This window comes from Streptomyces sp. NPDC058459 (assembly GCF_042721685.1).
Taxonomy (GTDB): Bacteria; Actinomycetota; Actinomycetes; order Streptomycetales; family Streptomycetaceae; genus Streptomyces.
On record NZ_JBHXLV010000198.1, the window covers coordinates 1 to 11,894 of the forward strand.

The following is an 11,894-nucleotide window of genomic DNA, read 5'->3' on the forward strand; positions in this document are numbered from 1 at the left end:
GGCGGGTCCATGTGGCGGGCCACCGCGGAGTCGTCGAAGCCGATCAGCGCGACGTCGTCCGGGATGCGGCGGCCGGGGCCTCGGGGGCGGGTTCCGGCTTGCCGGGGAGGAGCAGTCCGGCGAGGAGGACGACCACGGCGGCGCCGACCGGCCACCAGAAGGCGTCGGCGAAGGAGGCGTTCGTCGGGGTGGTGTGGGCGCCGCCGCCCTGGAGGATGAGCGCGACGACGGCGATGCCGAGCGAGGCGCCGATCTGGTTGAGGATGAACACGGCGCCGGTGGCCCCGGCGACGGACTCGCCCGGCACCGTGCGGTAGACGGAGCCCATGGTGGGCGCGCCGACCAGACCCATGCCGAAACCGGCCGCGAACTGGGCGACGGTCAGCAGGACCTGCGGGGTGTCGGGGCCGGAGCCGGTGAAGACCAGGGCACCCGCGCCGATGAGCAGGGCACCGGTCGGTACCAGGACCCGGGCGCCGAAGCGGTCGGCGAGGTTGCCGGCCAGGGGCATGCCGATCAGGGTGCCGAGGCCGAGCGGGGCGAGGAGCAGGCCGGAGGTGAGGACGCTGTGCCCCTGGACCTGCTGGTAGTAGAGCGGCAGCAGGAACAGCAGCGAGAAGAGGCCGCCGCCGAGCAGGAACATGGTGGTGACGCCGGCGGTGAAGCCCCGGTTGGCGAAGAGCCGCAGGTCGAGCAGGGGCGTCTTGTCGGAGCGCAGGGCGTGGACGGTGTAGGCAGCGAAGAGCGCGACACCGACGAGCAGTCCGACGAGGACGCGGGCGCTGCCGAAGCCGTGGGCGCCCGCCTGGGACAGCGCGTACACCAGCGCGGCGAAGCCGGGGGAGAGCAGGAAGACGCCGACGGCATCCAGCGGCACCGGGTCGCCGCTGGGCGGCGGGTCGGCCGGCAGCACCTTGACGGCGAGGACGATGGCGGCGAGCGCGAAGGGGATGTTGACGAGGAACAGCCACTGCCAGGAGAGGTTGTCCAGGAGCAGTCCGCCGATGACGGGTCCGACCACCGGGCCGAGGGTGATCGGGACGGAGATGAGCCCCATCACCCGGCCGATGCGCTCGGGCCCGGCGGCGGTGGCGACCACGGTCATCATGATCGGGTCGATCATGCCGCCGCCGAGTCCCTGGAGGATCCGGAAGGTGATCAGCGACTCGGCGTTCCAGGCGAAGGCCGCGAGGACCGAACCGAGCAGGAAGACCGTGAGGCCGAGCAGCCACATGCGCTTGGCACCGAAGCGGACCACCGCCCAGCCGGCCAGCGGGATGGCGAGCGCGACGGCCAGCAGATAGCCGGTGGTGACCCACTCGATGGTGGCCAGGGTGGTCTCGAACTCACCGCTCAGCGTGGAGATTCCGACGTTGACGATGGTCGCGTCCAGGTAGGACATCATCCCGCCGAGAACCATCACGCCGAGCAGCGTGAGCAGCCCTGAGTCGAGCCGGGCGGGCCTGCCCTCCGCCGTCTTCGTTACAGACACGGCAACTCCTTTGAACTCTTGTGCCCATCCATTTTAACTGGGTAGTTCATTTTGATGGCTGTGACGGTAGCATGGGCTCATGAGCGATGGCGAGACCCCGAAGACGAAGGCGGCCCCGGTGGACCGGGGCCGCATGGACAAGCGGCGTGCCATCGTCGAGGCCGCCCTCCGGGTCTTCGCCCGCGTCGGCTACAGCCAGGCGAGCCTCGACCTGATCGCCACCGAGGCGGGCGTCGCCAAGCCGACGATCTACAACCACCTCGGGTCGAAGGAGAACCTCTTCAGGCACGTGATGACCGAGACCGCCGCCCGGTCGAACGCCAAGACCCTCGACGTCCTCGACGCCTTCCCCACCGACCCCGGCAAGCTCCGCCCCGGCCTGGAGGACGTCGCGCACAAACTCGTCGACTGCTACTGCGACGAGCAGTCCGAATCGGTCCGCCGCCTCCTCTACGCCGAGGCCGTCCGCTTCCCCGACCTCTTCGACGAGGTCCGCGCCAGCGGCCCCAACCAGTTCACCGACGCCCTCGCCGGCCGCCTCGCCCGCCTCGCCAACGCCGGACACCTGTGCGTCGAGGACCCCGAGCGCGCCGCCAACCAGTTCATCGCCCTCGTCTACGAGGAGCTCCCCGGCCTCAGCGCGCTCGGCACCCGGCCGCTCGACCCCGAGCAGGTCCGCCGGATCGTCACCGCCGGCGTCGACACTTTCCTGCGCGCCTTCGCCGTCCACGAGACGGCGGCCGGGAACGCCCCCCCGACCGCCCGCACTTGACCGCCCGCATTTGACCGCCCGCACTTGACCGCCCGGACCCCCGTCCGGCACCCGGCCGGTCAGACCGGGGCCCCCACCGCCCCGTACCGCAGCCGGGCGAACTCCCGGGTCAGCGCGATCCGCTGCTCCCGGTGCGCCCCGTGCATGCGCAGCACCGACAGCAGCGTCCACAGCCGGGTCTGCGCGAAGAAGCGCGGCGAGCCGTGCACGTCGTCATGGGCCAGCAGCCGCACCGAGCGCACCCGCTCGCGCAGCAGCCGCGCGTCCCCCGGCGGGATGATCTCGTCACGCAGGCTCGTCACGTGCGCCACCGGGATCCGCAGCGCCGACAGCTCCTCCGCCGACAGCGCCCGCTCCGCCAGCACCCCGTACACCTCCTCCGGCGTCGAGCCCGCCAGGTGCGCGAGCGTGTCCGTCGTGACCCGGGGCACCGACCGCTGCCACTCCCGGTCCGTGAAGAAGTCCCGCAACGGCGCCCCCGCGCCCACCACCCCCCGGATCCGTGGGTCCGACAGCGCGGCCCGCAGCGCCAGGTGACCGCTGAAGCTGAGCGCGAGCGCGTACGTCCGCGCCGTGTCCGCCCGGCCCTCGACCGCGTCGAGCAGCCCGGAGAACATCCGGTGCGCGTCCGCGCCGTACGGCAGGGTGTTCTCGCCCACCCCCGGCATCTCGGCGACGATCCCGGCGAAGCCGAGCGCGTCGAGCTGCGGCAGCACCGGCGCCCACTGCTCCTTGACCGACACGATCCCGCCGGTCATCACCAGCAGCGGCCTCGGCACCTCAGCGTCCAGACCAGTCGTCCAGCACCGCACCCGGCCCCCGGGCAGCTCCACGTCCAGCCGGGACAGCGCGGGGAAGCCGGCCGCCCAGGCGGCGAACTCCGCCGTGCACCGCTCCAGGGCCGCCGCCCGCGCCGCCCCGTCCACGAACGGGAAACGGGCCATGTTGTAGTGCACCGACGCCTCCAGGGCCCGGCCCGCCTCCGCGAGCCGGGCCGCCTCGGCGCTCCACTCCGCCACCCACGAGCCGGGCGTGCCGTCCCCGTCGTGCCGGATCCGGGCGAGCAGCGGATCGTACGTCTCCGGCGGCAGCCCCTGCGAACGGGTGTGGGCCACCACGAAGTTCTTCAGTTCGGCGATGTCGTTCATACGCTCTCCAGAGCCTCCTTCACCTCGGTCAGCACGTCCGCCGCCTCCGCGCCGTCGATCACCCGGTGGTCGAAGGACAGACTCAGCCGCAGCACCGGTGCTACCGCCGGCTCGCCGCCCCGCACCACCACCCGGTCCACGATCCGGCCCACCCCGAACGTCGTCGTCGTGCCGCCCACCGAATGGAAGGAGTCCACCGCCCGGTGCCCCAGCGACGACACCGAGAACGTCCCCGTCAGCCGGGGCCGCAGCGCCAGCGAGGCCGCCGCCCGCCGGAAGGTCCGCCGCCCCTCCGCCCACGGCAGCCCGTGCAGCCGCCGGATCCCCTCGAACTCCTCCAAGCGCTCCGGATCTCCGTCCCGCACCCGGTCGACGTGCTTCTGGATGGCGTCGAGCTCCGCCTCGTGGACGTCCGGCACCACCGTCCCCAGCACCACCCGCCGCCCCTGAAGGGTCCGGTCGAGCGCCAGCTTCCCGTGGACGAACGGGTAGTGCGCCACCCGGGGGCCGCGCGGCCCCCGCCGGACGGCCGCGTTCGCGTCCGGGTGCGCGGCGAGCACCCGGCCCGCCGCGTACAGCACGTACGAGGAGATCCCGAACCGCACGCCCTCCCGCTCCCGCGCCGCCGTCCGGTGCGCCAGGACCCGCCCCATGTCCACCTCGGTGTCCAGGAAGACCGGCGAGAAGTCCCGCACCTCCTCCAGGAAGAAGAGGGTGTGCCGCCGCTGCCGCGACAGCTCCACCCCCACCTCGTCCGGGTCCGGCCGCCCGCTCACGCCTCCACCGCCAGCCGGTACAGGTCGTCCAGGCTCGTCGCCTCCAAAGCGTCCGCCAGCGACAGCGAACGCCCGGTCTCCCGCTCCAGGGCGGTGCACAGCGCCAGCAGGTGCACCGAGTCCCACGACTCCACGGCGTCGAAGGGGCGCCCGAGGTCCTCCTCGGTGACGGGCAGGGCCAGCTCGTCCTGGAGCAGCAGGACGAAGTCCTCGACGGTCTTCACGGGGCGGTTCCCTTCGGCGGCGCGGTGTCGAACCGGGCCGTGAGTCGGATATGCGCGGGGGGCTCCGGCAGCGGGTCCAGCGGATGGGCGAACGCGAGGGCGTCCCCGTCCGTCCCGCCGTCCTCGGCGAAGCCGGCCCGCGGATAGAAGGAGGCGACCTTGCCGTTCCGGGCCGTACGCCGGTAGGCACCGGTCACCCGGGCGGCGCCGCCCTCCCGTGCCTCGCGCAGCACCGCGGCGAGGACGGCGGTCTCGATGCCCCGGGAGAACACCCGGCAGCTCAGCAGGAAGTTGTCGATGTGCGTGGTGCGGCCCGAGCGGCGCAGCAGCACGGCGCCGACGAGCCCGTTCTCCCCGAACCGGTCGGAGGAGGAGACGGCCAGCACCGAGGCCGCCGGATCCTCGGCGAGCGCCCGCACCTCGGCGGGCTGCAGCCGTACCGTCGTCAGGTTGAACTGGTTGGTCCGCAAGGTGAGTTGCGAGACACGGGCGTACTGCTCCGGAGCGGCCGGGGCCACCGTCACGGCGACGTCCAGCTCGCGCAGGTATCCCTCCAGCGAGTGGAAGCCGTCGAGGAAGTCCTGCCGGGCCCGCTCCTCCCGGTAGCGCACCGGACGCGCCGCGTCCTCCTCGGTCAGCTCCCGCACGTCGAACCAGCCCTCCGCGAGCAGCCGTTCGACGTGCAGCGCGGGCTCCTCGTCCACCTGGACCACGGCCACACCCGGGAGTTCCGCGCGGACCAGACCGCACTCGAAGGGGCTGTCGTCGACGAGGACGACGCTGTCCACGCCCACGTTCAGCTCCCGCGCGAGCGCCGCGAGGCTGTCGTGCTTGGGCTCCCAGCCGGCCCGGATCCGCACGAAGTCCTTCTCCCGCAGCACCAGTTCGGGATGGCCGGCAAGGGCCTTCAGGACCGGCTCGGGGTCGTTCTTGCTGACCGCGGCGAGCAGCACGCCCTGCGAGCCGAGCTGCGCGGCCACCCGCTGGAAGCGCCGGAACGCCTCGCCTCGCGGAGTCCCCCCGGTCTCGATGCCCTCCGGCCCGACCTCGCCCAGGACGCCGCCCCACACCGTGTGGTCGAGGTCGAGGGCGAGCACCTTCTTCCCGCCGCCCGCGCCCTGCCGGGCCAGCTGGCCCACCTCGCGCGCGTACCCGCCGAGCAGCGGGTCCGACAGGTGCGCCTTCGCGTAGACGCTCTGTCGCGCGTCCCGGGCCGGCACGCCCTCCGCGAGCAGCGGATCGAGGTCGACCGTCACCACCCCGGGCCGCTCGGCGCCGAGCCGCAGCAGCCGCGCGTTCGCCTCCCGCCACAGCACGCCGAGCCGGGCGCGGGCCCGCCGGTCGACGAGCTGGCCGGTCAGCTCCCGGGGCAGCGGCAGCGTGTTGAGGACCAGGGTCGAGCCCGGCGCGGCCTCCGCGAAGACCCCGGCCGCCCGCTCCACCAGCGCCAGCTTCTCGTCGAGGACCCGCTCGGCGTCCTCGACCCGCCAGGGCGACGGCAGGTCGTCGGCGACCACCGCCGGGTCGAGCACGCACAGCGCGTACGCGGGCGCGGCGGCGTACAGCGCGCTGCCCGGGTCGACCAGGTCGAAGACCCAGCCGTCGAAGTCGGACAGCCGCACCCGGGCCAGCAGCCCGTGCCGGGCGAACTCCGCGGTCAGCGCCGGGACGAGCCCGGCCAGCGTCCCGTGCCCGGTGACCGCCACCAGCGGCGCCGGCACCTCCGGGTGGGCGGCCAGCACCGCCGCGGGACCGAGCCGGGCGAGGACCCGCCCCGCCCGGGTCCGTTCCGCCTCCGGCAGCTTCGCGAGCAGGCGCGGCACGTCGGGCCAGCGCTCGGCGAGGCGGCCCTCCCGGTGCAGGGCGGTCAGCGCGTCCGCCGCCATGTCAGTTCCCCTCCAGTGCGAAGCCGGACTTGATCCACTTACTGGACTCGATCGAGATGCCGACCGCGCGCCGGCCCGGCCGCAGCAGGCCGGCCAGGGCCCGCTCCAGCTGGAGGAGGACGATCGCGTTGCCGCTGTTGCCGGCCTCCGCGACCACCGAGACGTCCTCGGCGGTCGGCAGCGCCAGCCGCTTCGAGATGACCCCGGTCATCCGGCCGGACAGCTGCGGCGGCAGCAGCAGATCGACGTCCTCCGGCCGCCAGCCCGCCGTGTCGAGGAGCTCCTTCAGGACCTCCTCGGCCAGCGCGGGTACCTGCTCCTCGATCGCCTTGTAGTCCTCGCTCGCCGGCGGTGCCAGCTCCCCGCCCGCGAGGTCGGACGGGGAGTACCACTCCAGGACCGCGCCCGGTTCCCGGCCGAGGCCCACCAGGCGGGTGAAGAGGGCCCGCACCCGCGCCGAGCCCGGGGCGGGCTCGGTGGAGAGGACCGCCGCGCCCGCCGCGTCGCCGAAGAGCACGTAGTTGACCAGCTCGGCGGGGGCGGTCCGCTTCAGGTCGACGGCGAGGTCGTAGAAGCGGGCGATGACGTCCCCGCCCAGCACCAGGACCCGCCGCCCGTCGCCGCTCAGCAGGATCTGCCGGGCCACGTCGAGCGCCTGCACGGCACCGGAGCAGCCGGACTGGAGCTGGAAGGAGCGGACCTGGTCGATACCGAGGCGGTCCGCGACGACGTTGACGGTGGCCGGCATCAGCCGGTCCGGCGTGGCCGTGCCCAGCACCACCGCGTCCACGTCCGAGGGCGCCAGACCGGCCGCCTCCAGAGCCCGCCGACCCGCCCGCTCGGCCAGGTCCGCCAGGGTGTCGGTGAGCCGCCCCGACTCCAGGTCGAGCGCCAGGTGGCGGGACCTGGTGCCGATGAACGCCTCGACCCACTGCTCCCACAGCGGGTCCATGCCGAACCTGCGGGCAAGCGCGGCGTTGTCCACGGCGGGTCCCGGCAGCGCGGAGGCCGCCGAGAGGATGTGTACGTCCCGACCGGTCATCAGTGCCTTCTCCTCGTGCTCTCTCTTCCGGTGGAGGGTCAGTCGGACAGCAGGATCCGGGCCTCGGCGGAGGCCCGGACCCCGGTCATGCGCCAGGTGCGGAAGCCGGTCAGGCCCTCGTAGCGGCCGCCGGTGCCGGTGGCCGGGTAGTACACCCACTCGCTGGTGCGCACGTCGTTGAAGTCGGCCCAGCCCTCGGCGTGGATGGTGCCGTCGTCGAGGGTGATGTCCTCGGTGTAGTAGGTGAGGAGGCCGCCGTCGCCGGGACGGACGTACTCGATCCGGAACGAGCCGTGCGAGGTGCCGATGAGCTTGCCCGACTCGTCGAACAGCTCGTCGTCGAAGGTTCCGGTCTGCCCGATCTGCGGGTCGGCGACCTCGACGTCGTCGACCACCTTCACGACGATCTCCCTGGGCACGCGGATGACGATCTGGTCGGCCATGGCTGGGGTCCTTTCACGGGGTGTACGGGAGGGGGTGCCGCCCGGGGGCGGCGGGGGTCACAGGGCCGGGTCCGGCCGGGGGACCGCGATGAGCGGTGGCCCGGCGGGGTGGGCACCCGCGCCGGTGAACGCCTCGGCGGCCTCGGCGGCTCCGCCGCCGGGGTCACCGCCGGGGGAGGGGAAGAAGACCTCGGTGGCCGGCTCCCCGGTGCGGGTCAGAACGGCCCAGAAGCTGCCGCGCGTCCAGGTCGCGCTGTTCAGCGGGTCGTTGTCGGAGAAGGTGTACGGGGCGTACTGCCGGCCCGTCGGGTCCGGCTGGGTGAAGCGGCCCCAGAAGCCGTTGTAGAGGTGGTGGTCCAGGACGTGCGCACTGCGCAGCAACTGGTAGGCGCCCCGGTAGCGGAGGGGATTGGCGGCGGCAGCGGGGCCGGTCGCGCTGACCGCGCCGTGCGGCGTGTACCGGTAGCGGGCGGCGAGCCGCCCCTCCTCGTCGAGCAGGGCGAGCACCGAGCCCTGATGGTCGGTCACCGCCCAGTAGCGACGGCCGCCGGCGGTGAGGACGGCGAGCAGCCGACCGTCGGGGGTGCGGACGAAGTCCGTCGGCGTGCCGTCGTCCGCGACCCGCACCACCCCGAGGGGGCTGTGCGTCAGGACGTGGGTGACGGTACGGCCGTCGACGGTCGTCTCGGTGATGCGGTGCGGAGTCTCGTGCCCCACCCCGTCGTAGGCGATGTCCACCACCCGCTGCCCGCCGAACACCCCGGTCAGCGTCTGCCCGGTGGGGCTGTAGGAGAAGAAGCCGGTCGGGTTCTCCTCCTCGGTGAAGTTGCCCGCCCCGTCGTAGGCGAAGGTCGTCTCCCCGAACAGGGTCACCTGCCCGGCGGCGTTCAGGGTGAAGCGCACCTCCCCGAGGCGCAGCAGGTGATGGGCGCCGTCGTAGGCGTACTCCGTGTCGCCCGCGTGGGTCAGCCGGCCCAGGGTGTCGTAGCCGTAGACGGTCAACTCACCGTCGACCACCGTGTGCCGCAACACCCCGGTGTCGGCGCCACCGCCCGTGCTGTAGCCGTACTCCACCGAGAGCAGCACCTGCCCGGAGAGGTCCCGCACGGTCAGCGCCACCGGCCGCCCGGAGGTGTCGCGGACCGTCTCCTGCACGGCCGGACCGAAGTCCACCGCCACCTGCCGTCCGGCGGCGTCGTGCGTGAGGACGGCGCGGTCGCCCGCCGGGGTGGTGACGGTCGCCGGGCGGCCCGCCGCGTCGTGCGTGTACCGGACCGTGCCCCCGGGCGCCGCCAGCCACAGCGGCAGCCCCTCGGCGTCGTACCCGGCCCGGATCTCCTCCGTCCCGGCCGCGTCCGTGCGCACCGCGCCCGTCAGCCGGGGCCCGCCCGCCGTCCGCGTCCAGTCGAAGGAGTACGCCCAGCCGGGACCGGACTTGGCGACCGTCCTGCCGAGTCCGTCGTGGCGCAGGGCGACCAGCGGCTCCCCGTCGCCCTCGTCGACGACCCCGGCCGGACGGCCCAGCGGATCGTACGGGAGCCCGGTCACGCGCCCGTCGCCGGAGACGACCGCCGTGACCCGCGACAGCCCGTCGTAGCGGTAGCCGGTCCCGGCGAGCGGCGCCGGCGGCGCCACCCGCACGAGCTCGCCCGCCGCGTCGTAGTGGTACGAGGTGGTGGCACCGTTGCCGTCGGTGAAGGACGCCAGCCGTCCGTGCCCGGGGTCGTACGTCCGCGTGTCCAGCGGCTCCCCGCGCCCCCCGACCCGGGTGCGCACCACCCGCCCGGCCGCGTCCCGCTCCAGGAACAGCTCGTGCCCCGCGGGGCTCCGCAGCACGCTCGGCAGCCCGGGGTGGGCCGGGTCGTCGTACCCGGCCGTGAACTCGCCGGACGTCGGCAGCCGCAGGGCCACCGCCCGGCCCTCGGGGTCGTGGCGGCGCTCCAGCACCGCCCCCGAGGCGTCGGTCGTCCGGACCAGGCGGCCCGCGCCGTCCCACTCCCGGCGGACGGTCCGGCCCAGCGCGTCGGTCACCGACAGCGGCCGGCCGGCGCCGTCCAGGACGTAGCCGGTCCGCCGCCCCGTCGGGCCGGTCACCGTCGTGCGGTGGCCCGCATGGGCGAAGGAGGTGCGGACCGGGCCGTCGGCGGAGGTCCAGCCCACCGAGGCCAGCCGCCCCTCCGCCGTGTAGCGCAGTTCCAGCGGCCCGTCGTGCGGCGGGGTGATCCCGGCCAGCCGGCCGGCGCCGTCCCAGGCGTACGTGGTGAGGGCGCCGGCCGCGTCGGTCTCCCGGACCAGCCGGCCGTGCCCGTCGTACTCGAAAAGGGCCACCTTGGCCCCCGTCGGGTCGAGCAGCTTCGTGAACCGGCCCTCGCCGTCCCGGTGCAGCGTCGCCACCCGTCCCCGCGCGTCGGCGAAGCCCAGCGGCTCGGCGGCGTCCCCGGCCCCGACGGACCAGCCCGGCCCGAAACCCTCGTCGGCCGTGACCCCGCCGCGGAAGGAGCGGACGAGCCGCAGCCCCTCCGGACCCGCCACGACCAGGTCGAGCCGGCGCAGCTCCGGCTGCCCGGACGCGAGATCGACCAGCAGGTCCATGCGGTCTCCGATCGGTACGCGGTACACCGCGCGATCAGCGGCGTTCTCCCCCAGCGTGGGCACGGGCGACTCCTCGGGGCAGCGGGCTGTGTCCGGAAACCGGGGCGGCACAGGGGGCCGCCCGGCGGGCCCACACTCACGCCGCGGTCTAAAGCTCGGCTAAGGCGCTCCGGTCCCCGCGACGGGGGACGCAGGGTCACCGCGGATGGTCTGGCGGCAGGGGGGACGGTCGGTATGTGGCCTGGGGACGGGGGGTCTCCGCGGTCGGTATGTGGCCTGGGGACGGCCGGTCTCCGCGGTCGGTACGTGGCCTGGGGACGGCCGGTCTCCGCGGCCGGTGTGCGGCCCGCTCACGCCCGGTCCCTGCGGCCGTCTGCGACCCGCTCCCTCCCGGTCCCACGGTCGGACTCCGCCCCGCGAACGCCACGTCTCGACGACCGGGCCCCCAGAGGGCTCCCGGTCCCTCCGGCCAAGGCTTCGAACCGCCTCCGTGAACCTTCTGTTACAGGGCGCTCGACCGCCTCCGACGTCTTCTAGGCTGGGCCGACCACGCGATCTGGCCATTGCTGGGAAGGAGACGCACGTGACCCCCACCGCCGTCGAGAACCCTTCGCCCGTCACGGTCCGCACCGCCGAACTCGCCTGTCTCGAAAAACTCCTGGACGCGGCCGAGGCGCGCCGCTCCGCCGTGGCCGAGATCGCCTCCGATCCCGGCACCGGCAAGTCCCGGCTGCTGACCGCCCTCGCCCGGCTCGCCGAGCGCCGCGGGGTCAGGGTGCTGCGCGGGCGGTGCGCCGAGGGCGCCCCCGCCCTCGCCCACGGCCCCGTCGTCCAGGCGTTCTCGGCCTGGCGGGGACAGGGCGCGGACGACCCGGCCACCTCACCGGCCGACGCCCTTCTCGCCCTCCTCGCCCGGACGCCGGGCGAGGAGGACCACCGTGCCGCCGCCGGCGGCCACTGCGCCTACCACGAAGAGGCCCGCCGCCTGCTCGCCGCCTGCCTCGCCGACGCCCCGGGCGGCGTCCTGCTCATCCTCGACGACTACCACTGGGCCGATCCGGGCACGGCCGGCCTCCTGGACACCCTCATCCACCAGCCACTCCCCGCCGGCCTCGTCGTCGCGGTCGCCCACCGTCCCCGGCAGACCCCCACCGGCCTGCGCGCCCTCCTCCAGGAGGGCGTCGAGCAGGGCCTCGTCCACCTCGTCCAACTCCCCGCTCTCGACCCGGAGCAGAGCGCCGCCGTGCTGCGCACGGACCCCGGCGCCCCCGGCCTCGCCCGGCTCACCGAGCTGGCCGGGGGAGTGCCCCTCTACCTCCTCGCCCTGGCGGAGGAGGAGCGGGAACCCCTCGCCGGGACACGGCCCGCGACCGTGACCGGCCGCCTCGCCGTCCACCTGCACACCGAACTCGAACCGCTCGACGAGACCGCCCTGACCGTGGTCCGAGCGGCGGCGGTCCTCGGCGACACCTTCACCGTCGACTCCGTCGCCGAGGTCGCCGCCGCCGCCCGCTCCCGC

Annotated in this window: 10 protein-coding genes; 2 read left to right on the forward strand and 8 right to left on the reverse strand. The window is 74.5% G+C overall.

What is annotated here, in order from left to right; translation table 11 throughout:
* Positions 1 to 43: 43 nt before the first annotated feature.
* Complete coding sequence (locus ACFWN1_RS26900; protein ID WP_384367100.1) at positions 44 to 1,492, reverse strand: DHA2 family efflux MFS transporter permease subunit; 1,449 nt, start codon at positions 1,490 to 1,492, stop codon at positions 44 to 46.
* 79 nt (positions 1,493 to 1,571) lie between these two features.
* On the opposite strand from ACFWN1_RS26900, the gene ACFWN1_RS26905 reads away from it, so the two are divergent.
* Positions 1,572 to 2,264: a TetR/AcrR family transcriptional regulator gene (locus tag ACFWN1_RS26905; RefSeq protein ID WP_384367103.1), complete on the forward strand. Its 693-nt coding sequence runs from the start codon at positions 1,572 to 1,574 to the stop codon at positions 2,262 to 2,264.
* A gap of 59 nt (positions 2,265 to 2,323) precedes the next feature.
* On the opposite strand, the gene ACFWN1_RS26910 is transcribed toward ACFWN1_RS26905, so the two are convergent.
* The 7 genes from ACFWN1_RS26910 to ACFWN1_RS26940 are packed head-to-tail and all read right to left on the reverse strand — an operon-like array spanning position 2,324 to position 10,438.
* The gene (locus ACFWN1_RS26910; protein ID WP_384367106.1) at positions 2,324 to 3,412 is read right to left on the reverse strand and encodes an alpha/beta hydrolase; all 1,089 of its coding nucleotides are present in this window, start codon (positions 3,410 to 3,412) and stop codon (positions 2,324 to 2,326) included.
* Positions 3,409 to 4,188 (reverse strand): 2-oxo acid dehydrogenase subunit E2, encoded by a 780-nt coding sequence (locus ACFWN1_RS26915; RefSeq protein WP_384367109.1) that lies wholly within the window; start codon positions 4,186 to 4,188, stop codon positions 3,409 to 3,411. Before ACFWN1_RS26915 ends, ACFWN1_RS26910 begins: the two co-directional genes overlap by 4 nt.
* Entirely contained in the window at positions 4,185 to 4,412 is a 228-nt protein-coding gene (locus tag ACFWN1_RS26920; RefSeq protein WP_364942567.1) for a phosphopantetheine-binding protein, read from the reverse strand. The genes ACFWN1_RS26915 and ACFWN1_RS26920 overlap by 4 nt, the downstream gene beginning before the upstream one ends.
* Complete coding sequence (locus tag ACFWN1_RS26925; protein WP_384367112.1) at positions 4,409 to 6,298, reverse strand: HAD-IIIC family phosphatase; 1,890 nt, start codon at positions 6,296 to 6,298, stop codon at positions 4,409 to 4,411. Before ACFWN1_RS26925 ends, ACFWN1_RS26920 begins: the two co-directional genes overlap by 4 nt.
* 1 nt (position 6,299) lies before the next feature.
* Positions 6,300 to 7,340: a 3-oxoacyl-ACP synthase III family protein gene (locus ACFWN1_RS26930; RefSeq protein ID WP_384367115.1), complete on the reverse strand. Its 1,041-nt coding sequence runs from the start codon at positions 7,338 to 7,340 to the stop codon at positions 6,300 to 6,302.
* Positions 7,341 to 7,378: 38 nt separating this feature from the next.
* Positions 7,379 to 7,783, reverse strand: coding sequence for a hypothetical protein (locus ACFWN1_RS26935; RefSeq protein WP_384367118.1), 405 nt, complete (start codon positions 7,781 to 7,783; stop codon positions 7,379 to 7,381).
* A 57-nt stretch (positions 7,784 to 7,840) separates the two neighbouring features.
* Complete coding sequence (locus ACFWN1_RS26940) at positions 7,841 to 10,438, reverse strand: RHS repeat protein (RefSeq protein WP_384367122.1); 2,598 nt, start codon at positions 10,436 to 10,438, stop codon at positions 7,841 to 7,843.
* Positions 10,439 to 10,958: 520 nt separating this feature from the next.
* On the opposite strand from ACFWN1_RS26940, the gene ACFWN1_RS26945 reads away from it, so the two are divergent.
* Positions 10,959 to 11,894: AAA family ATPase (locus tag ACFWN1_RS26945; protein ID WP_384367125.1), on the forward strand; the 936-nt coding region annotated here is incomplete at its 3' end.